General features: G+C 57.9%; 20 protein-coding genes. 12 read left to right on the top strand and 8 right to left on the bottom strand.

Annotation, left to right across the window (positions count from 1 at the left end):
* Positions 1 to 16 precede the first annotated feature (16 nt).
* On the top strand, positions 17 to 508 hold the full coding sequence (gene rirA / locus JHL21_RS16215) for an iron-responsive transcriptional regulator RirA (protein ID WP_169196849.1): 492 nt from the start codon (positions 17 to 19) through the stop codon (positions 506 to 508).
* Positions 509 to 736: 228 nt separating this feature from the next.
* On the top strand, positions 737 to 2,551 hold the full coding sequence (locus JHL21_RS16220; RefSeq protein ID WP_200214642.1) for an ABC-F family ATP-binding cassette domain-containing protein: 1,815 nt from the start codon (positions 737 to 739) through the stop codon (positions 2,549 to 2,551).
* Here the strand turns inward: JHL21_RS16220 and JHL21_RS18075 are convergent.
* Entirely contained in the window at positions 2,548 to 3,591 is a 1,044-nt protein-coding gene (locus tag JHL21_RS18075; protein ID WP_367948216.1) for a LacI family transcriptional regulator, read from the bottom strand. The two genes, JHL21_RS16220 and JHL21_RS18075, sit on opposite strands and share 4 nt — an antisense overlap.
* Before the next feature lie 495 nt (positions 3,592 to 4,086).
* Between JHL21_RS18075 and JHL21_RS16230 the strand changes: the two genes are divergently transcribed.
* Positions 4,087 to 4,302 (top strand): hypothetical protein, encoded by a 216-nt coding sequence (locus JHL21_RS16230; protein ID WP_169196851.1) that lies wholly within the window; start codon positions 4,087 to 4,089, stop codon positions 4,300 to 4,302.
* A gap of 48 nt (positions 4,303 to 4,350) precedes the next feature.
* On the opposite strand, the gene JHL21_RS16235 is transcribed toward JHL21_RS16230, so the two are convergent.
* The 4 genes from JHL21_RS16235 to JHL21_RS16250 are packed head-to-tail and all read right to left on the bottom strand — an operon-like array spanning position 4,351 to position 6,036.
* Positions 4,351 to 4,557, bottom strand: coding sequence for a hypothetical protein (locus JHL21_RS16235; RefSeq protein WP_200214644.1), 207 nt, complete (start codon positions 4,555 to 4,557; stop codon positions 4,351 to 4,353).
* Positions 4,544 to 4,693 (bottom strand): hypothetical protein, encoded by a 150-nt coding sequence (locus JHL21_RS16240; protein WP_169196853.1) that lies wholly within the window; start codon positions 4,691 to 4,693, stop codon positions 4,544 to 4,546. The genes JHL21_RS16235 and JHL21_RS16240 overlap by 14 nt, the downstream gene beginning before the upstream one ends.
* Before the next feature lie 52 nt (positions 4,694 to 4,745).
* Entirely contained in the window at positions 4,746 to 5,312 is a 567-nt protein-coding gene (gene phnN / locus JHL21_RS16245; RefSeq protein ID WP_200214646.1) for a phosphonate metabolism protein/1,5-bisphosphokinase (PRPP-forming) PhnN, read from the bottom strand.
* Positions 5,313 to 5,352: 40 nt separating this feature from the next.
* Positions 5,353 to 6,036, bottom strand: a complete 684-nt coding sequence (locus JHL21_RS16250; protein ID WP_200214648.1) for a DUF1045 domain-containing protein — start codon at positions 6,034 to 6,036, stop codon at positions 5,353 to 5,355.
* A gap of 132 nt (positions 6,037 to 6,168) precedes the next feature.
* Between JHL21_RS16250 and JHL21_RS16255 the strand changes: the two genes are divergently transcribed.
* From JHL21_RS16255 to JHL21_RS16265, 3 genes are all read left to right on the top strand, one after another.
* The gene (locus JHL21_RS16255) at positions 6,169 to 7,422 is read left to right on the top strand and encodes a glycerate kinase (protein ID WP_200214650.1); all 1,254 of its coding nucleotides are present in this window, start codon (positions 6,169 to 6,171) and stop codon (positions 7,420 to 7,422) included.
* An 89-nt stretch (positions 7,423 to 7,511) separates the two neighbouring features.
* Entirely contained in the window at positions 7,512 to 8,450 is a 939-nt protein-coding gene (locus JHL21_RS16260; protein ID WP_200214651.1) for a Gfo/Idh/MocA family protein, read from the top strand.
* Positions 8,451 to 8,935: 485 nt separating this feature from the next.
* Positions 8,936 to 9,700, top strand: coding sequence for a Crp/Fnr family transcriptional regulator (locus JHL21_RS16265; RefSeq protein ID WP_200214653.1), 765 nt, complete (start codon positions 8,936 to 8,938; stop codon positions 9,698 to 9,700).
* Here JHL21_RS16265 and JHL21_RS16270 read toward each other — a convergent pair.
* Positions 9,657 to 10,151 carry a response regulator gene (locus tag JHL21_RS16270; protein WP_200214654.1) on the bottom strand — a complete coding sequence of 165 codons (495 nt, stop codon included), beginning with the start codon at positions 10,149 to 10,151 and terminating at the stop codon, positions 9,657 to 9,659. The genes JHL21_RS16265 and JHL21_RS16270 overlap by 44 nt on opposite strands.
* A 322-nt stretch (positions 10,152 to 10,473) precedes the next feature.
* Here JHL21_RS16270 and JHL21_RS16275 point away from each other — a divergent pair, with 322 nt between their 5' ends.
* The 5 genes from JHL21_RS16275 (at position 10,474) to JHL21_RS16290 (ending at position 16,307) form a co-directional block, all read left to right on the top strand.
* A complete protein-coding gene (locus tag JHL21_RS16275; RefSeq protein ID WP_200214656.1) occupies positions 10,474 to 12,072 on the top strand; it encodes a glucan biosynthesis protein in 1,599 nt (532 codons plus the stop codon).
* Positions 12,069 to 12,203 (top strand): hypothetical protein, encoded by a 135-nt coding sequence (locus JHL21_RS17935; protein ID WP_282567609.1) that lies wholly within the window; start codon positions 12,069 to 12,071, stop codon positions 12,201 to 12,203. Before JHL21_RS16275 ends, JHL21_RS17935 begins: the two co-directional genes overlap by 4 nt.
* Positions 12,204 to 12,218: 15 nt before the next feature.
* Positions 12,219 to 13,979: a glucans biosynthesis glucosyltransferase MdoH gene (gene mdoH, locus JHL21_RS16280; RefSeq protein ID WP_200214658.1), complete on the top strand. Its 1,761-nt coding sequence runs from the start codon at positions 12,219 to 12,221 to the stop codon at positions 13,977 to 13,979.
* Positions 13,972 to 15,198, top strand: a complete 1,227-nt coding sequence (locus JHL21_RS16285) for an OpgC family protein (RefSeq protein WP_200214659.1) — start codon at positions 13,972 to 13,974, stop codon at positions 15,196 to 15,198. The genes mdoH and JHL21_RS16285 overlap by 8 nt, the downstream gene beginning before the upstream one ends.
* 68 nt (positions 15,199 to 15,266) lie before the next feature.
* Positions 15,267 to 16,307, top strand: a complete 1,041-nt coding sequence (locus JHL21_RS16290; protein ID WP_200214661.1) for an Ldh family oxidoreductase — start codon at positions 15,267 to 15,269, stop codon at positions 16,305 to 16,307.
* On the opposite strand, the gene JHL21_RS16295 is transcribed toward JHL21_RS16290, so the two are convergent.
* Entirely contained in the window at positions 16,298 to 17,185 is an 888-nt protein-coding gene (locus tag JHL21_RS16295; RefSeq protein ID WP_200214662.1) for a LysR family transcriptional regulator, read from the bottom strand. The two genes, JHL21_RS16290 and JHL21_RS16295, sit on opposite strands and share 10 nt — an antisense overlap.
* Before the next feature lie 98 nt (positions 17,186 to 17,283).
* On the opposite strand from JHL21_RS16295, the gene JHL21_RS16300 reads away from it, so the two are divergent.
* Positions 17,284 to 18,780 carry a CoA-acylating methylmalonate-semialdehyde dehydrogenase gene (locus JHL21_RS16300; RefSeq protein WP_200214664.1) on the top strand — a complete coding sequence of 499 codons (1,497 nt, stop codon included), beginning with the start codon at positions 17,284 to 17,286 and terminating at the stop codon, positions 18,778 to 18,780.
* A gap of 64 nt (positions 18,781 to 18,844) precedes the next feature.
* Here the strand turns inward: JHL21_RS16300 and JHL21_RS16305 are convergent, their stop codons facing one another.
* Complete coding sequence (locus JHL21_RS16305) at positions 18,845 to 19,867, bottom strand: NAD-dependent epimerase (RefSeq protein ID WP_200214666.1); 1,023 nt, start codon at positions 19,865 to 19,867, stop codon at positions 18,845 to 18,847.
* Positions 19,868 to 19,953: the final 86 nt, after the last annotated feature.

Here is a 19,953-nt window from a genome sequence, read left to right on the forward strand (position 1 = left end):
CTAAGGAAGACCATCCGTGAGACTTACCCGCCAATCCAACTACGCCATTCGCACACTCGTTTACTGTGCGGTTAACGAGCCAGGCCTCAGTAGGGTTGCAGAAATAGCTCGTGCATATGGAATTTCTGAGCTGTTCCTGTTCAAACTGATCAAGCCATTGGTCGAAGCAGGACTGCTGCAGACCGTGCGCGGTCGTCACGGCGGCATTAAGCTGGGCAAACCAGCGGATCAAATCACCCTGCTGCAGACCATTCGTCTGACCGAAGAAAATTTCGCACTGGCGGAGTGCTTTGAGGAAGGCGCGGATTGCCCGCTGATCGGCGAATGCGATCTCAATGGCGCATTGCGGGAAGCCCTTGGCGCCTTCTTTGATGTTTTGGACAAGCACACAATCGCCAATCTAGCAGCGCGTAAACGCTCTATTCGCGAACGTCTTGGCCTTTCAACGACAGAGGCTGTGAACGCCACGGAAGACGGCGAAATCGTCAACGCTATTCCGGCTGAATAATCCGAAAATCAAATATGAGTTTGACAATCATGTTTATGCATGGTTGATTGGGGGCATGGCGCTCCCCCTTGGGGCCTTGGGGCAGCGCCAAAATGACGGGGCTTGCTGCTGCCGTCTCCCCGGCCGGTTAGGATCCTCAACGTCCTGACCGGCCTTTTCCTTTTTAGCGTGATTGATTAGCCATCGGCCCTGTGGTCTATGCGCGATTGAACAATACCGGACGACACAATGGCCCAGCCTCCCCTTCTCTCGCTTCAGGACATCTCCCTCACTTTTGGCGGTACGCAACTGCTAGAAAGTGCAGAGCTGATTGTGTCCCCAGGCCAGAGGATCGCGCTTGTCGGCCGCAATGGTTCGGGCAAGTCGACACTCTTGAAAATCGCAGCGGGTCTTATTCAGCACGACGGCGGCAAGCGCTTTGCAGAGCCAAGCGCGACCATTCGCTATTTGGCGCAGGAACCGGACCTCAAAGGTTATGCGACGACGCTGGCTTATGTTGAAGCCGGTCTTGCGCCGGGCGATGATTCCTATCGCGCGCAATATTTGCTCGATGCGCTCGGCATGACCGGCCAAGAAGACCCCAGCACGCTTTCCGGGGGCGAAGGCCGTCGCGCCGCGCTTGCGCGCGTCTTGGCACCCCAGCCCGATGTGCTGCTGCTGGACGAACCAACCAACCATTTGGACCTGCCAGTGATCGAATGGCTGCAGGATGAGTTGAGCTCAATGCGCTCGGCCCTCGTCTTGATCAGCCACGACCGTCGTTTCCTTTCGGACCTCACCCGCTCCACCGTTTGGCTTGATCGTGGTCTCACGCGCCGCATTGAAAAGGGCTTTTCGGCCTTTGAAGGCTGGCGCGACGAAGTGCTCGAAAATGAAGAAAAAGAGCGTCACAAGCTCGACCGCCAGATTGTCCGCGAAGAGCATTGGCTGCGCTATGGCGTGACCGCGCGCCGCAAGCGCAATGTGGGTCGCCTCGAACGCCTCTCCGGCCTGCGTCAGGATCGTCGCGATCAGCGCAAGGTGCAGGGCAGCGTGACCCTGGCCGTGAGCGAAGGCCGCACCTCTGGCGCTTTGGTTGCCGAAGCCGACATGGTGAGCAAGAGCTTTGGCGAGCGCACCGTGGTGCGAGAGTTCTCGACACGCGTTCTGCGTGGTGATCGCGTGGGTATTGTTGGGCCGAATGGCGCGGGCAAGACGACGCTGATCAAAATGCTGACCGGCTTGCTTGAGCCTGATACCGGCACGATCAAACTTGGCTCCGCCATTGAACTGGCAATGCTCGATCAGGGCCGCGCCAAGCTCGAGCCCGAAACGCGTCTGCGCGATGCGCTGACCGGCGGCGGCAGCGACACCATCCATATCAATGGCGAACCCAAGCACGTGGTTGGCTATATGAAAGACTTTCTGTTCACCCCGGAACAGGCCAATACGCCAATCGGCAAGCTCTCGGGTGGCGAACGCGCCCGCGTTGCCCTAGCCCGTGCGTTGTCCCTGCCCTCAAACTTCCTCGTGCTCGACGAACCGACCAACGATCTCGATCTCGAAACGCTCGATCTCTTAGAAGAAATGGTTTCGGACTATGCCGGGACCGTGGTGGTGGTGAGCCACGACCGTGACTTCCTAGACCGCGTCGCCACCTCCGTCATTATGGCCGAGGGTAATGGCGACTGGACTGAATATGCCGGTGGCTATTCGGACATGGTCAGTCAGCGCGGCGCAGGGGTTTCAGCCCGCGTCGTCGAAAAAGTGTCCAAGGCCGAAAAGCGCAAGGCCGAAGCCGCAGCCGCAGCTGCCCAGCCCGCCAAGCGCAAGATGAGCTTTAAGGAAAAGCACGCGCTCGAAACCTTGCCCAAGGATATCGAAAAGCTCGACGCTGAGATCAAAGCAGTCAATGCCAAGCTCGCTGACGCCAATTTCTACGTGCGCGATCCAAACGGCTTTGCCAGCCAGACCAACGCCCTAGCAGCGCTGGAAACCAAGAAGGCCAAGGCCGAAGAGCAATGGCTGGAGCTTGAAATGCTGCGCGAAGAAATCGAAGGCTAAAGCCAGGGAATACGCAGCTCTTGCAGATGCGTCAGGTTCTCCTGCTCCCCGTTGATACGGCGCAGGAGGATCTGACCGAGCTCGCGACCGGCGTGGACAAAGTCCTCCGGCACGGTTTCGGCCTGCGGCTGGAACTGCATAAACATGAACGAGGACTGCTTGGTGACGACGTGAACGTCATCGCCAAGCGTGTGGCCGGCGTCGGTCAATCCACCAATAATGGCCAGCGCTGAGAGCTCAGAAGCGCAAACATAGCCATCGGGTGGGTTCGGGCGCTGCGCACGCTTGATAATATAGCTGCGCATGGCATCGGAATGACTGCTCAGGTTCACGTCAGCCGCGAACTCAGCCTCGATACCGGCTTCTTGAGCGCCGCGCAGAACACCGGATTTAAGGTGTTCAGTATAGGTCAGCGCACTGTCCGGAAGAACGATCGACACCTTTTTACAGCCCTTCGCCGCCAAGCGCTTGGTGGCGTGATAGGCATAGGCCTCGTTGTCGAAATCCACGAAGGGGTGAGGCTCGGAAAAGGCGCTGCGGCCGTGGACGGCAAAGGGGAAGTTCTCGTCCAATAGGTAGCGAATGCGCTCATCATTGGGCTCGGCCCGCGAAAAGATCACCCCGTCGGCCATACGGTTGCGCACGATATGCTGCACCGGAACGATCGGATCGACATTGCGGAATAAAGGCGTGATGACGAGATGATAGGGCGTATCACGCAAGGCTTCGGTAATGCCTGAAACCAAGTTTGTGCCAAAACCATAAATGGTCTCTTCCGGCTCCAAAATCAGCGCGACGACATTGGTACGCCCCGTCTTCAAACGAAGTGCAGCCCGGTCTGGCAGATAGCCAATTTCGGCAGCAATTTTTTGCACGCGCTCGCGCGTATCCTGCGCCAATTCTGGGGCATTGTTGAGCGCCCGCGAAATGGTGGTGACGGCTAGGCCGGTCATTTCGGCAATGGTTTTGAGTGTCGGTTTGCCGCTGGGCTTCACGCCGCGCTTGCTGCGAGCAACTGGCGCTTGGTCGTCATCTGACACGAAATGAACCTCTTAATGGTCGAACAGCAATGGACATTGCGGCGGACGCTGAGAACACCAGATTGTGACCAAGCGCGCAAGCAATCTGATGGGGCGGACGTGTTGTAGAGGCCGAATCCCTCAGTAATCTCATTGCTTTGGTAAGGTTTTTTATGTTTTTGGCCATATCCGCACAAAGCAGTACTAGGAAAATTAATAGGCCTAGCCTAAATTGCCTTCACTGCGCCGCATTAGCGGACGATAGCCGTGTCCAACACTCGCTAGGAGAGGAACGACGATGCCGACATCGATGACCTTCACTATCCGCGCCGTGTTTACGACCGTAGTAACCTGCAAACATTTAGCCAAACGCTGGCAAGGGTCCTGTCGCTCGAAACGAATGTGATCATCCGTCACACACTCGTCTCAAACCTTCGATAGAACCCGCGTAGCTTGTCTTGGTGCAGATCTTTTGATCGTGCGCCGGGGAAACGGCACGCAGGTGGAGATTCCACAATGCAGGAAAATAGTCTTTCAAGAGCCGTTCGGCTCAAGCCAATCGTTATCGAGGTTTCTGGTGAACCGCAGGGCGTTGTCGTGCCGGTTTCCGAAGGCTTCAAGTTTGTCGCGGTGAAGCTCCCCGCCTTCGCTATCGATGGGCATTTGTTCCCAACGGTCGAATTGGCCCGTAGCGCAGCGGTTAAGGCTGTGAGCGAAGGCCTGAACGCATAAATGCCGGTGGCTTGGCCACCGGCTCAATGAGCATTCGGCATTACTAGATCAATCGTCGTTCGTTGCGTTGAGTTCGCCGGGCGATTTGCCGTCCAAGCGCGGCTTGGTGGGCGCAATGGCGTCTTCAACCGCTTCTGCCAGTGCGTTGACGTCTATGCGGTTAGCACCCGACTTCGCCTGCCGATCAATTTCGGTATCGATTGCCGACGCAATCATTTCATGGCGGTCGTCGTAACGTGGGTTAGCCGTTTCCATCGATCGAAATCCCCTGTTCATCAACGCGAACCTCGATACCTGGACGGGCTTGCTCTTGTTGGTAGGTGTAAATTCCAAAGCCAACCAAGGCGATAAGCAAAAGCGCAACGAGAAAATATAGGCCGTTCCGGGACACCGCAGACTCCTTGTCCAAACCAGCCCGGTTAACGCAAGACAGCGCGATAGGTTCACTCGCCGGCGATTTGGCGGAGTGACATGAGAAACGCGTGGATGCCGATACTGATAGAATTTGAATTATCAATGACAATTGGCGTGACATCAGCCGGTAAGCGCGTGCCAACGCGAGCGAGGCGCGCCACGATTTGATCGCGATGTTCGCGGCCCTGCTTGGCGAGCCGGTCAGCGCGCAGTGATATCTCCGCAGAAATTTGTACAATTCGGCACATGGGATAACGCGCAATGGCCTGCGGCACCGCGTGGCGGGAAATCGAGCACACAACGACGCGCCCTAAGGCAAGGTCTGTGTCAACGCTGATGGGGAGGCCGTAGCTCAGATCATGAGCAGGCCATGTGAGGGCGAAACGGCCCGCTTGTTCGGCAGCGTAGAAATCCTCGGGCTCCATGCCGGTGTAGTCGTCGCGCTCAGCGTCCGCTGGCCGAGACACAACACGGCGCACAAAGCTAAAGCGCCGATCTTCCTTCAGCGCTTTGCGTGCGCCAGCAATGAGCGTGTCTTTACCAACGCCCGACGGCCCAATGACAAGCACCAAAACGCCGGGAGGACGATGGCTCAAGGGTGTTTCCCTCCGCTGTTGTATGAGGCGCGAGACACCATCATCCGGTGAACTCGCAATCGGCATGACGCCGGAAGGCTAGGCCATTATCGGGTTCAATAAAGATCGACATACGATCGAGCCGCATAGGGGTGGTCAGCACAGGGGCGAACCATTGTTCTGCGGCCACGGCCATTTCCTCAAGCTCATCGGCTGGGAGGCGGTCGCTCAGGGTCATGTGGAATTTGAATTGATCGAGCACATAGGGATAGCCATAGCGATCAAGCAGTTCGACCTGAACTGGCGAAAGACCTGGGAGACGGCGCGCTCGGTCCCGCGCGGTCAGCGGCGCGCGAAAGGGCTCGAAATGCTCAACCAGTTCCGCAGCGAATTCCTGAGCTGCGGTCGGATTGACCGGCGTTAGAGCCAAAACGCCAAAATGGTTTGAGACCCTGAGTGTGCCAAGATCAATGGCCGCCCGGTTGTGGCAAAACGCGGCCAGCGCGTCGCGCAATTGCGTTTCGCTTTTGCCTTCGGCCAAAGCCATAGGCGCTTTGATGGTGGCGTGAAACCCATATCGACCGGCCGATTGGGTAACGTTGAGAAGGCGATCGCGTGGGATACCTGCCACTGCGCCATCATAGAGACTGCCATTGGCGGCATCGCGCCCTAACCAAATCGCAGCTCGCTCCCACAGCGGGGAGGTCACGGCCGGGGCGTAATACAGTGCGAATCTTTGCGCCATCGAAACTCCTTGCGGCGCAATATTGCACCTATGTGACCGGGCTTTGACAAGTCGAATGCACTGGTCGAATATTTCGCGCAGTTTTCGACCAACACTTTCCCTTCTGTCCTTCGATTTAAAAAGTTATCCCCCATGGACCGTGCCTTGCTTAACGCCCTGTTCGATGAGGCTGTCGCCAAAGCGCAGCCGGAACTGGCGGTGACCCGCTTTTTGCCCGCTCAGCCCAAGGGGCGCACTTTGGTGATTGGGGCCGGAAAGGCTTCAGCGCAAATGGCGGCTGCGCTGGAGAAGGCTTGGCCGGGACCAATCGAAGGATTGGTGGTGACCCGTTATGGCTATGGGCAAGCCTGTGAACGCATCGAGATTGTTGAGGCGGCGCATCCCGTGCCGGACGCGGCAGGGCTCGCAGCGGCCAAGCGGATTGTCGATATGGTCGCCGGCCTGAGCGCGGATGATTTGGTGATCGCGCTGATTTCAGGTGGCGGCTCCTCCCTCCTCCCGGCCCCCGCTGACGGGCTGAGCTTTGAGGACGAGCAAGAAATCAACCGACAGCTGCTGGCATCAGGGGCCCCGATCGGGGTGATGAATTTGGTTCGCAATCAGTTCTCGACCATAAAAGGCGGGCGACTGGCACAGGCGGCTTATCCGGCAAAAGTGGTTACGCTTGTCGTCTCGGATGTGCCCGGTGATGATCCGGCGCTCGTGGCCTCGGGTCCGACGCTCCCTCTCAAAGGCACCCGCGCCGATGCGCGTCGGTTCGTGGAGCTGTATCGGCTCGACCTCCCTGCGGCAGCCATTAAGCTTTTGGCGTCGGACGAGAATCTAGCACCACAACCGGACGAAGCAGTGTTTGCGCGCAACACCAGCGCCACCATTGCGTCTGCCGCATTATCACTTGAGGCTGCGGCGGCATTGGCGCGACAGCGCGGGGTAGAAAGCGCTATTTTGTCCGACGCCATTGAAGGTGAGGCGCGCGAGGTGGCGCGGGTTCATGCAGCACTGGCCAAAGAAGTCGCGGTGCGCAATCGGCCATTTAATAAGCCGGTGATTTTGCTCTCCGGCGGGGAGACTACTGTCACTCTGCGCGGCAAGGGCCGTGGTGGAAGGAATGGCGAATTCCTGCTCTCGCTGGCGATTGAACTCGATGGCGTTGCAGGTGTCACGGCCTTGGCGGCGGATACGGACGGTATCGACGGCTCTGAGGACAATGCCGGGGCTTTTGTCGATGGAACCAGCGCCAGCCGCATGCGCGCGGCGGGTATCGATCCTCTGGCCTATCTCGCCAATAACGACGCCTATACGGCCTTTGAAGCCATTGGCGATTTGTTCGTCACCGGGCCGACGGGCACCAATGTGAATGATTTCCGCGCCATCCTTATTCGATAGGCAAAGAAAATCATACTTTTGCTGATTTTGGCTTGGCAGGGCGCGCGGACCTCTGCTCTATAGCCAGCGCTGCTGAGAGGAGTTTCATTATGGGCAAGCGCAAGATCGCCGTTATCGGCGTGGGGAAGATTGCAATCGATCAGCATTTGCCGGTGATCGACGCATCCGAAGACTTTGAACTTGCCGCAACCGTGTCCTCACGCGGGATCGCCCACAATGGCCTGCCGGTGTTCCGCACGGCAGCTGAGCTCTATGCTGCCATGCCCGAAGTTGGCCTCGTCTCGATCTGCACCCCACCGGGCGTTCGCCATACGCTGGTGCGCGAAGCGCTCGACGCGGGCAAAGACGTGATGATGGAAAAGCCGCCGACCACGACGATTTCCGAGCTTGATGATCTCATCGCCCACGCTAAGCGGCTCGATCGCGTGTTGTTCCAAACCTGGCACAGCCAATACAATGCTGCTGTTGATCGGACCAAAGCGCTTCTGGCTGAGCAGGGCGTAAAGTCCGTGCGCATCGATTGGCGCGAAAGCGTGCGCAAGTGGCACCCCGGTCAGGATTGGGTTTGGGAGCCAGGCGGGTTTGGTGTCTGCGATCCGGGCATCAATGCCTTTTCGATTTTCACCAAAATCATGCCCTTCCCGGTGTTCGTCGAGAGCGCCAATCTCACCTTCCCGGCCAATAAGATGACCCCTGTCGATGTCGAAATCGGCTTCAAATCGGGCCAAGCGCATAAGCCTGCGCTGAGCGCTGGGTTCAATTGGCTCGAAGAGAGCGGTGAGATTTGGACAGTCCACATCGTCACGGGCACCGGCAATGACATCAAGCTCGAAGGCGGCGGGCGACGACTGATCGTCAATGGCGAGTTGATCTTGGAGCACGGCGACGCTGAGTATGCCGGAATTTATGATCGCTTTGCCGATCTGTTGGATCAGCACGAAAGCGATGTCGACGCGGCCCCGCTGCGGCTGATGTCCGACGTGTTCCTACTCGGCGCAAGAACAAACGGCCCCGCGTTCTCGTGGTAAAAGTTATACGCGTCAAATCCTGGTAGAAATTCCAATTTCCACCCTGTCAGACACTTAAGCCAGCGCGCCAATTCAACTTGGCGCGCGATGGTTTAATCTACCCAAATCACCGGAACTACTCCCACTGATTGCCGTTGTTTCTCAGCGCATTGGCGCTGATAACAACAAGCGAAAGTGAGAGCATGGTACTGCGTTTACCCTCCCACCGAGACGGCTTGGCGCAAGATGTCGCCAAGTTCTGCCACGATGCGGAACGCTTCGCAGCGTCTGTGGCGCGGAACCGCGCGGCCTGCGGCTCGCTCCGACAGCTGGCATCGCACACCTGCAAGCCAGTTTATAAAACACCTGCCTCACCAGCCCCTTGGGCAGGGATGGGCCAGTAGCGCAGGACCCTCACGCCAACGCAGCATGTGATCGCTCGTTAGGCCTTGCCACTTAGACAATCAGGGACTGGATCAACACGCGAAAGTCCCGGAAGGATTAGCATGATGGGGCTCTCCGCCTCTGAGATTAACACCCGCCCGAAAGATCCCCCGCTCTTTCGTCGTTTCACCAGCACCGGCCTTTTGGACCGCACTGATACTCTGGCTTTAGCGCAACTGCCCTGGAGCAAGCAAAGTCTTGCGCCTCATGATCGGTTTGAGGCGAACCAGTCTTTTAGCATTGTCGCAGCGGGCATTCTCTGCCGCGAGAACCGCACTCCGGAAGGGCGTCGCCAATTGTTGGGCATGATCCTGCCCGGAGATGTGTGTAATTATAGCCTCGTCACCGGGCTCAAGCCGATGACAACGCAGGTGGCCATGGTGCGCTCGACGGTGTTGACCACAGACCTCGACCGACTGACGGCGCTGATAGAGCTTCGCCCCCGGATCCTCTCAGCGCTTCTTGCACACTTAACAATTGATAATGCGATGACCGAGGAACTGGTGCTGTCGCTCGGCTGCCGCAGCGCGCTCGAGCGGATGGCGCATTTCCTCTGCGAGATCGACTATCGCCTCGGGCGCATGGGCCTGTCAGAGAACCACCAGTTCACCTTCAGCCTGACCCAAGCTGAGCTGGGGCACTATCTTGGCTTGTCCGCCGTGCATGTGAACCGGACACTGCAAGAATTGCGACGACGCAAATTGATCTCAACGCAAGGATCGCGCGTGGCACTCACTGATATTGGCGGATTGAAAGCGGTTGGCGGGTTTTCACCCGCCTATCTCACAGGAACTCCTGCGTTTGCTCATCGGCTTGGCGCCGCATAGCCTCGGTCCAGATACGCACAACCCGCATATGCGGGTTGTCGTCTAACCCCAAAGCCTTCACGGCCCGCTCACTCTTGAGCTCAATAGGGTTGTTATCGTCTGGGTACACTGTGAGGAGCGCCGCAACAGAATCAACCACAGCGCTGGCTTCCACCGGGCGCACGAGGGCTTTTTGAACCCGGGCATGCGCATTTGCATGGCGCGAGAGTGTTATGATCGGCGTGCCAGAAGACGCCAACTGGGTGACAAAATGCTCGCCCTCATCTCCGGGAAGATCGGAACTGATAACCGCACAGTCTATCCCGCGCCGTCCGATCAGATGTCTGGCATAGAATACTGTCGGAGCAGGCCCAAGGACCACTGCTCCCTCTGCCCGGAAGGCATCTCTTAGAGTGATTGCTAGTGTTTGATCATCCTCAACAATCAGGATGCGCTTACCGTTAGTTCTCATAGGCCTACCATCGATTATTGCGGATAAATCGTCGGCGAGCTTTTCGGTTGCATCATCAAACATTCTAGGTGTGCACAACTTTGACCGCACAGCCACTGCACCACGCTCGATACAGACAACGGCCCGTAAAAAATCACGCGTTAACTGGGTTGCTGCACCATCATTTCGCCCCAAATCAAGCGCGTTACACGACCCCAGTTTTGGTCGCAACGGCGCGCCATGGGCCATGCGTTTTACGCATAACACCCATGACTCAACTTTATGGCCTTGGCGACGTTCCTTTTAATTGATGGATAACGGGCAGACGCCGACCGCGCCGAAGATGAAGATTCAAACGCCCCACACAATTTCACGACGCTCCCTCCTCAAAGGGGTGATCGCCTCCGCTGTTTTGCTATCATCCACAAGCCTCACTCCCGCTGCTACTGCAGAAGGGCCGGATAGCTTCGCATTTAATTATGACAGTTTCTCTGCACGCATGCGCGATGTGGCCGCTGCACCCTATGCGCCACCAAAGCTGATCTCATCCGCCTTTTATGAGGGGCTGGATTATGATGGTCATCGCCGCGTGCAGTTTAATACCAAACGCGCTGTTTGGGCCGAGCAAGACCATGGCTATCAAGTCCATGTTTTCCCGCCGGGTTGGCTGTTTAAAGAGACGGTGAGCCTTTTCGAGGTGAACGAAGGGCAAGCGCGCCCAATGAATTTCACCGGCGCGGACTTCAACTTCTATTTTGACGAAGACCAGAAGAGCCAAGCCGAGACCGCTGAGTTCCCGGGGGTAGCAGGCTTCCGGCTCAATCATCCGATCAATGATCCGGACCGTGCCGACGAGTTGGTCTCTTTCCTTGGCGCGAGCTATTTCCGCGCGCTCGGCCGCGACAACATTTATGGCTTGAGCGCCCGCGGCTTGCTGATCAATTCTTGGCGCGATGGACCAGAGGAATTTCCGCGGTTTAGCGAATTCTATCTCGAACGCCCGCAGAACTCGGACAGCATCACAATATACGCGGCCCTCGAAAGCCAAAGCGTTGCCGGAGCTTATCGCTTTGTCATCCGCCCCGCGGGCGAAAATCGGCAAGAGACCGTGATGGACGTGACCGCGCGGCTCTACTTCCGCGCCGATATTGCGGAGCTGGGCATTGCGCCTTTGACATCGATGTTCTTGTTTGGCGCGGCCAATCATATCAGCTTTGATGACTATCGCCCGCAGGTCCATGACAGCACCGGCCTATTGGTTGAACCCTCCGATGGCACAGTCATCTGGCGGCCGCTAAACAACACCAAAACTCTTGGCAATACCTATCTCGCGGACAAGGCCATTCGCTCCTTTGGTCTCTATCAGCGCGGTCGTGACTTTGAGACCTATCAAGATGCTGGCGCCCATTATGAGCGCCGCCCTTCGCTCAAGGTTGAGCCCATCAGCAATTGGGGCGAAGGCACTATTCGCCTGATCGAGATCCCCGCTCGCTATGAAGCGGACGACAATATTGGCGCCTTCTGGATACCCGCAGGCGCCATTACCGCCGGGAGCTCGCGCGAGTTTAGCTATCGCCTCACTTGGGGTGATCTGAACGCCGAAGAGCACTCCACTCTGGCCTATGTCGCGGAGACGCGCGCAGGCATGGGCGGTGTTTCTGGCGTTGAAAACGCGACGGCCCTTAGGAAATTTGTGATCGACTTCGCAGGCGGTCGCCTTCCCGATCTGGAACCAGACACGGAATTTAACGTTCTGGTTACGAACTCAGCGGGGAGCATAGTTTCGACTACTTTTTCTCGCATCGATGCCAATGAACATTGGCGTCTTGTCATAGACATCGACACCGCGGACCAACCGCTGATCGAGCTTAAAGCCAGCATAGCGCTCGGAAATGAGCCGATTACGGAAACGTGGATCTACCAGTGGCGAGGAATAGAATGAAACGACACGCTTTTTCTTCAAATTTCGGCCTACCCGATGCCCCCATGGCGATGCCTAAGCAGCGCCTCGAACGCGATCGCTCTCTGGTCAATGTTCTGGTTGACCTGTTTCTCGGTCGGCAGCGCGGCTGATAGGTGGACAATCTAATGGCTGGAATGCAGGCGTCGCGCCGAGCCGCTATTATGCGCGCTTTCTCACTGGTTATCGCCAGTGTTTCGGCCATTGCCGCAGGTTGGGCGTTCCTGCACATCATTGGTGGTGACGAACCAAACTGGCTCGACTTTTTGCGCGCCGGCTTGCTGTTTATCGCCACTTTTTGGTTGGTGTTTGGTGGGCTCGTGGGCGTGATTGGCGCGTTTGCGTCCAAAACCATGATCACCTGCGTGCCAACGCTACCAACCGGCAAAACCGTGGTACTCATTCCCATTTACAATGAGGACCCGGTCGAGACCTTCGCACGTATTGCGGCGATGAACCGCGAGATCGTGGCGCTCGGCGTCGCCAGCCGTTTTGACTTTGCAATCCTGTCGGACACGACCAATCTTGAGGTCGCGGCGCAAGAGATCGACGCGTTCGAGCTGTTGACGCGCGAGCCAGAAGCGGAAGCGCGCATTTTCTATCGCCGCCGCGAGCGTAATACGGGCCGCAAAGCGGGCAATATCGAAGACTTTGTGCGCAATTCTGGCGCGGCATATGATTATGCTGTGATCCTGGACGCCGACAGTCTGATGGAAGGCAAGACGCTGATCGCGCTGGCCGAGCGCATGGACAATGACCCGCGCTTGGGTCTGCTGCAGACCGTGCCGACCGTGATCAATGCCGACAGCCTCTTTGGCCGCATGATGGCGTTCTCCGCTGCCTATCTATCGCCCTTCTTTGCTCGTGGCGCGGCTTTGGCGCAGGGCGATGAGGGTCCTTATTGGGGCCACAATGCCATCGTGCGTGTCCGCGCCTTTGCGCAATGCTGCGGCCTACCAGTGTTGTCTGGCCGTCCACCTTGGGGTGGGCATATTCTGAGCCATGACTATGTCGAGGCAGCCTTGCTTTCGCGCGGCGGCTGGAAAGTCCGTATGGATCCGGCTATTCCCGGCTCTTACGAACATGGCCCCGAAAACCTGATTGAATACGCCAAACGCGACCGTCGCTGGTGTCAGGGCAATCTGCAGCACCACAAAGTGCTCGCGGCACCGAAGCTGAAGTTTTGGAACCGCTTCACGCTGTTGCAGGGCATTATGGCCTACCTCGCCTCCCCGATCTGGCTGGCGTTGATGATCACCAGTCTTCTGGCGACTGCCTATCCAGACTCGCCGGGCGAACGCTTGCAGTTTGCGCCGTGGATTTTGGGCGTTGGCGTTGCTGCAGTTTTGCTTCTGCCAAAACTAGCGATCGCATTACGCGGCGCATTTGACGGCACCAATGCTCAGTTTGGCGGCACCGCGCGCGTTTTGCTCTCGACCTTGGGTGAGATCGTCATCTCGACGATTATGGCGCCGATCCTGTTAGCGTTTCAAACCCGTGCGGTTATCCAGATTTTCCTCGGCCTCGACGGTGGTTGGCCAGCAACCGAGCGCGACGCGCAAGTGGTTCCGATGAAAACGGCTATCGGCGCGAGCTGGTGGATCATGCTGGTGGGTATCATAACCATCGGCTTCACAATGGTCGAAGCGCCAGCGTTTGTGCTGTGGCTCTTGCCCGTAACGGTTCCGGCCGTATTGGCACCGCTGATTATTCGCCTGACCTCGCATTCGGCATCGAGCCCGCTGATGAAGAACATTTTCTCCATCGTCACGGAGCGCCAAGTGGTGCCGGTGATCGCGGAGAATAAGCGCATCCTGCAACAGTGGAGCAAGCCGCAGCCGGTGTCTGTTGCGCCTGCTGTGCTCGAACTGACTGCTGAAAATGCATAAAAGCCTGCTGCGGGGCGGGCCGGTTTCGTCACATCTCGGCAGGACCAAGCCTGCGACTGTCGGGCTCGTCCCCGGACAGCGCGACCATCGCCTCGACTTTTTTCGGGGGCTGGCCTTGGTGATGATTTTCATCAATCACGTGCCCGGCACAGTCTACGAATATGCCACCAATCGAAACTTCGGTTTTTCGGACGCGGCAGAGGCTTTCGTCTTTATGTCCGGCCTTGCGGCGGGCTTGGCCTATTCATCGGCATTCGCTCCCGGCAATAATTTGTGGTTGGCAGTCTCGCGCCCATGGGCACGGGCGCGCTACCTCTATTTCGTGCATCTGAGCATCACCGTCATTTGCCTTGCCATTGTCGCCTTCGCAGCGCGCTATTTCGACTTGGCGGAGCTGCTGACTAAGAACAACATCAAGGCGCTGTTCGCTGATCCGCTGTCGACGATGATCGGTATTCCGCTGCTGACCCACCAGCTCGGCTATCTCAATATTTTGCCCCTTTATGCTGTGCTGCTTGTGTCTACCCCGGCAATCATTTTGCTGGGACGCAAGTTCCCCTATTGGGTTTTGGCGGGCTCGATCTTGCTCTGGGTTATCGCCGGTCAATTCCGCTTGAATCTGCCCAACTTTCCCAATAGCGGCGGCTGGTTTTTCAACCCGTTCTCGTGGCAATTGCTGTTCGTCATTGGCGTGCTGAGCGGCATGGCGATGAAGCAGGGAAAGCAGTTCATTCCGGCCCATCCAGTCGCTTTCGTGCTGGCCTTGGCCTATCTGATCGCCACTATTGTGGTGATGAAATATCCACCGGCAGGGGAAGCGTTTCGGGCCGGGCTCAGCGCGATCAGCAAAATGGGCGCGCCCTTCTACATCACCTGGTTTGACAAGACCTTCCTGAGCCTACCGCGTCTCTTGCATGCGTTGGCGGTGTTTTATGTTTTTGCCTCGATCCCGCAGATGCGCGTGATCGCGTCCTCGCGTTTGGCCGCTCCCTTGCGCATTATGGGACGGCAGGGGCTGGCAGTCTTTGCTACCGGCACAGTATTGAGTATCGCCTTGCAGGCCGTGAAGGCATGGCTTTCGAAAGAAGGCATTACCGATACGGTGCTGATTGACGGGCTAATGCTGGGCAGCGGTATCTTTGCGCTGTGGCTCTTGGCTTACGTCCTTACCCGCACTGTCGACATGCGCCGTGCGCAAAGCCAGACCAAAACGCCCTAATCCGACTTGCACTCACCGCCCGCGCGCGTAACCATCAGAAAACTGCTGATGATTGGCCGGGGGGAAACATGCACAGCGACAAGCAAATATTGGTTGCAGCAAAAGACGTCGAAGCGCGTGTCCGCAAGGCACTGATAGACGCAGGAGCGGTTGCTGCGGCGGCGGATGCAACAACCCGCGCTCTGCTGCATGCCTCGATGGTTGGCATTGATAGCCACGGCGTTCGGCTCACCGAGCACTATTGTAAAATGATGGCGGGTGGGCGCATCAACAAAGCGCCAAACATCACCCTGCGCCGCACGGCAAGTTCGTCCGCAATCCTCGATGCCGACAATGGTTTGGGCCACTACTCGGCCTATGAGGCTGTGAAGGCGGGGATCGAGATCGCCCGCGAGCATGGCGTTGCCGGGATCGGGATTGAACACTCATCCCATCTTGGTGCAACGGGCGCCTATGCCATCGCCGGTGCTGAGCAGGGTTTCGTGACCTTTGTGACCACCAATACCGACGCCATGGTGGCGCTTTACGACGGCGCACAACGGTTCCACGGCACGAACCCGCTCGCCTTTGCCGCGCCAGTCCCCAATGCACGCCCATGGTTTTTGGACATGGCGACATCGTCCATTCCGATGAACCGGGTGCTGCTGCATCGTTCACTCGATGAGCCCCTGGCGCCCGGGGTTGCGGCGGATAAAAACGGGGTGGAAACCACCAATCCGCATGATGCGGAAATGCTGCTGCCCTTGGGCGGCGCGAGCTATGGATTTAAAGGCGCGGGGCTCGCTGGGGTCGCCACACTGTTCTCCGCTCTCCTCACCGGGACGACGCTCGACCCCAACTTCATCCCCATGTATGGCGGCGACGATATTAGTACGCCCCGCAATATGGGCCATTTCGTCATGGTGATCGATCCTGCAAAGTTCGTTGGAGCGCAGGCTTTTGGCCAAGCCATGCTGACCTACCTATCGGCGCTGCGCGGTGCTCCCGCGCGCGAAGGTGGCGGGCAAATTATGGCTCCGGGCGATCGGGAATGGGCGGAAGCCGCGCACCGCGCCGAGCATGGCGTGCCGATCGATCCCGATACGGCGGTGTTCTTGGGTTATGCGTGAGGGGTAAATAGCTTTCGATCGCGGGACACGATCTCGCTGAGAAAATCGGAGACCAGCGCAACACGACGAATGCTGCGCAGGTCTTCGTGCATCACCGTCCAATAGGCGCGGCTTAGGATATGCTGAGGTAGAACCGGCACGAGATCGGCGCTGTTATGCGCCATAAAGGCGTGGAGGATACCGATCCCTGCCCCGGCCCGCACTGCCTCTGTCTGTCCGATTGCCGTAGAGACGGCCAGGCTTGACCGCCAGCTCTTGAGATATTCCGCCGTGTAATCGAGCGATGAGGTGAACAAGAGATCGTCGACATAGCCGACCAATTGATGGCGTTCCAAATCGGCAAGCGTTTGCGGCACCCCACATTCACTCAGATAGGTCGGGGAAGCATATAGCCCGAGAGAGTAATTGGTGAGGCGACGCGCCACCAGCCGCCCCTCGCGCGGTTGCTCCAGCGTCACCGCCACATCAGCCTCGCGGCGCGAGAGCGAGAACGAGCGCGGCACGGGCACTAATTCAATGCGCAATCCCGGATGACGGCGCAGCAATTCACCCAAACGGGGGGCGAGAAAACCCACACCAAAACCATCGGGCGCACCAACTCGCACCGTGCCCTCCACCGTGCTATCAGCACCAGCTGCTTCTTGCGCTGCAAGCATGGCGCTTTCCATACGCTCGGCGTGGGGGAGCAGGCGTTCGCCATGGCTCGAAAGCTCGGAGCCATTGGTTTTGCGGGTAAAGAGTTTGCTGCCGAGCTGATCTTCAAGCGCACTCAGGCGACGTGCGACGGTGGCGTGATTGAGGCCCAAGCTGCGGGCTGCACCCAAAATCTGTCCCGTGCGCGCCACGGCCAGAAAGATACGAACGTCGTCCCAGTTCATCTTGCACTACAATTTTTGCACAACGGATGCCGAAAACTTGGCGTTGCTATTCACCCTTCGTAGCGGCAACTAAGCTACAACACAAGGGAACCTGCCTCATGCGCACTATTGGCCACTTTATCGACGGCGTCGAAACCACAGGCACCAGCACCGAATTTCAGGACGTTTTCAACCCGGCAACCGGCGAAGTGCAGGCCCGCGTTGCGCTGGCGACCCCAGCCGATCTGGAAGCCGCTGTCGTTTCTGCTGCCGCCGCGCAGGGCAAGTGGGCTGCAACCAATCCGCAGCGCCGGGCTCGGGTGTTTTTCAATTATGTGGCGCTGATCAACCAGAATATGCAGGAGCTGGCAGAGCTACTGAGCGCGGAGCACGGCAAGACGGTTGAAGACGCCAAGGGTGACGTGCAGCGCGGCCTTGAAGTCGCTGAGTTCGTCGCTGGTGCACCGCATCTGCTCAAGGGCGAGTTTACGGACGGCGCTGGCCCGGCCATCGACATGTATTCCATGCGCCAGCCAGTGGGCATTGGCGCTGGCATCACGCCCTTTAACTTCCCGGCGATGATCCCGCTCTGGATGCTTTCACCAGCCATTGCCGCTGGCAACGCCTTTATCCTCAAGCCCTCGGAGCGCGACCCATCTGTGCCTGTGCGTCTCGCGCAGCTCGCGATTGAAGCGGGCCTACCCAAGGGCATTCTCAACGTTGTGCATGGTGGCAAGTCCGTTGTGGATGGCATTCTGGCGCATGAAAAGATTGAAGCGATTAGCTTTGTCGGCTCCACCCCGATCGCGCGCTATGTCTACGGCACGGCGGCAAGCAATGGTAAGCGCGTGCAGGCCTTTGGTGGCGCAAAGAATCACATGGTCATTATGCCAGACGCTGACATGGACAAGGCCGCAGACGCGCTGATGGGCGCAGGCTACGGCTCGGCAGGCGAACGCTGCATGGCTGTTTCGGTGGCGGTTCCGGTTGGTGACGGCACCGCCGACGCCATTATCAAGGCGCTCAAGCCACGGATCGAAAAGCTCAAAGTTGGTCCGGCCACTGACGCATCAAGCGAGATGGGCCCGGTGATCACCAAAGCCTCGCAGGACCGTATCAAGTCGTTGATCACCTCCGGTGTCGAGCAAGGCGCAGAGCTGGTCGTCGATGGTCGTGGCCTGTCATTGCAGGGCTATGAAAATGGCTATTTCGTCGGCCCAACCCTGTTTGACCGCGTCACGCCCGAGATGGACATTTATAAGGAAGAGATCTTTGGGCCTGTGCTGAGCGTTGTTCGCTCCCCAAGCTATGAAGATGCGCTCCAGCTTGTCGTCGACAATCCCTATGGCAATGGCACGGCGATCTTTACCCGCGATGGTGATGCGGCCCGCGATTTTGCAGCACGGGTCAATATCGGCATGGTCGGCATCAACGTGCCAGTTCCGGTGCCGCTGGCTTACCACAGTTTTGGTGGCTGGAAGGCGAGCGCCTTTGGCGACCTCAATCAGCACGGCATGGATTCGATCAAGTTTTGGACGCGCACCAAGACCGTCACAGCCCGTTGGCCGAGCGGCATTAAGGATGGCGCAGAGTTTCAAATGCCGACGATGAAGTAACGGCCGACCATAAGAACCCCGTCACTGGCTGTGGCGGGGTTCTCCGTTTGCGCTGTGGGGACGTTCAGACGCGATAGAAGGCGCGATACCACTCGACAAAGCGGCGAACACCTTCAGTCACCGGCATTTGTGGGGCGTAGCCTGTTGCCTTGGTCAACTCAGAGGTATCGGAGGATGTGTCCGCCATGTCGCCTGACTGCAGGGGCAGCAGGTTCCGAATGGCCTTCTTACCCAGCGCCGCTTCAAGCGCATCGATATAGGCCGAGAGTTTTACTGGCTCGGAATTGCCGATGTTGAAAAGACGATAGGGCGCGTTTGAGCTGGCCGGATCGGGATCATCAGCGCGCCAATCGGGATTGGGTTGCGCGGGTGTATCTGAAGCGCGAATGACGCCTTCAACGATGTCATCGATATAGGTGAAATCGCGCGTGTGATTGCCAAAATTGTAAACGTCGATCGGCTCACCTGCCAGAATATTGCGGGTGAACTTGAACAGGGCCATATCTGGCCGCCCCCAAGGGCCATAGACCGTGAAGAAGCGCAGACCGGTTGTCGGCAGGCCAAAGAGATGCGCGTAAGAATGCGCCATCAGCTCATTGGCGCGCTTGGTGGCCGCATAGATCTGTAATGGATGGTCCGCCCCGTCGTGTTCGGAGAACGGCATTTTGGCGTTGCCGCCATAGACAGACGACGTGGAGGCATAGGTTAAATGCCCAATCTTGTGGTGGCGGCAGGCCTCCAGAATATGGGTAAAGCCAACCACGTTCGATTGCACGTAAGAGTGCGGGTCCTCAAGGCTAAAGCGAATACCGGCCTGCGCCGCTAAATGGATCACGCGATCAAACCCTTTGTCGGCAAACAGGCTTTCAACCGCTGCGCGGTCTGCCAGGTCACCACGAACAAAGGAATAATCACCGCCGAGCTGGGCGCTCAGCGCCTCTAGCTGCGCAAGGCGCGCTTCTTTCAGGCTGGGGTCATAATAGGCATTAACGACGTCAAAACCGACGACAGCATCGCCACGCTCCAGAAGTCGGCGCGCCACGTGATAGCCGATAAATCCGGCATTGCCCGTAACCAAAACCCTCATCACGCCCTCACCCAAACCAAAACAAAGTCCTATGGCAGCGACGAATGTCACTACCACGTGGGGTGGGCTCAGTCATGTTGGATGTT

It is taken from the genome of Devosia sp. WQ 349K1 (genome assembly GCF_016595685.1).
Lineage (GTDB): Bacteria > Pseudomonadota > Alphaproteobacteria > Rhizobiales > Devosiaceae > Devosia.

Bases quoted from the DNA above. Each gene is read 5' to 3' on its own strand.
- JHL21_RS16275 (WP_200214656.1), top strand. From the start codon at position 10,474: ATGAAGATTCAAACGCCCCACACAATTTCACGACGCTCCCTCCTCAAA.
- JHL21_RS16300 (WP_200214664.1), top strand. From the start codon at position 17,284: ATGCGCACTATTGGCCACTTTATCGACGGCGTCGAAACCACAGGCACC.
- JHL21_RS17935 (WP_282567609.1), top strand. From the start codon at position 12,069: ATGAAACGACACGCTTTTTCTTCAAATTTCGGCCTACCCGATGCCCCC.
- JHL21_RS16270 (WP_200214654.1), bottom strand. From the start codon at position 10,151: ATGAGAACTAACGGTAAGCGCATCCTGATTGTTGAGGATGATCAAACA.
- JHL21_RS16255 (WP_200214650.1), top strand. From the start codon at position 6,169: ATGGACCGTGCCTTGCTTAACGCCCTGTTCGATGAGGCTGTCGCCAAA.
- JHL21_RS16250 (WP_200214648.1), bottom strand. From the start codon at position 6,036: ATGGCGCAAAGATTCGCACTGTATTACGCCCCGGCCGTGACCTCCCCG.
- JHL21_RS16285 (WP_200214659.1), top strand. From the start codon at position 13,972: ATGCATAAAAGCCTGCTGCGGGGCGGGCCGGTTTCGTCACATCTCGGC.
- JHL21_RS16260 (WP_200214651.1), top strand. From the start codon at position 7,512: ATGGGCAAGCGCAAGATCGCCGTTATCGGCGTGGGGAAGATTGCAATC.
- JHL21_RS16220 (WP_200214642.1), top strand. From the start codon at position 737: ATGGCCCAGCCTCCCCTTCTCTCGCTTCAGGACATCTCCCTCACTTTT.
- JHL21_RS16295 (WP_200214662.1), bottom strand. From the start codon at position 17,185: ATGAACTGGGACGACGTTCGTATCTTTCTGGCCGTGGCGCGCACGGGA.
- JHL21_RS16230 (WP_169196851.1), top strand. From the start codon at position 4,087: ATGCAGGAAAATAGTCTTTCAAGAGCCGTTCGGCTCAAGCCAATCGTT.
- JHL21_RS16235 (WP_200214644.1), bottom strand. From the start codon at position 4,557: ATGGAAACGGCTAACCCACGTTACGACGACCGCCATGAAATGATTGCG.
- mdoH (WP_200214658.1), top strand. From the start codon at position 12,219: ATGGCTGGAATGCAGGCGTCGCGCCGAGCCGCTATTATGCGCGCTTTC.
- JHL21_RS16290 (WP_200214661.1), top strand. From the start codon at position 15,267: ATGCACAGCGACAAGCAAATATTGGTTGCAGCAAAAGACGTCGAAGCG.
- JHL21_RS16305 (WP_200214666.1), bottom strand. From the start codon at position 19,867: ATGAGGGTTTTGGTTACGGGCAATGCCGGATTTATCGGCTATCACGTG.
- JHL21_RS16265 (WP_200214653.1), top strand. From the start codon at position 8,936: ATGATGGGGCTCTCCGCCTCTGAGATTAACACCCGCCCGAAAGATCCC.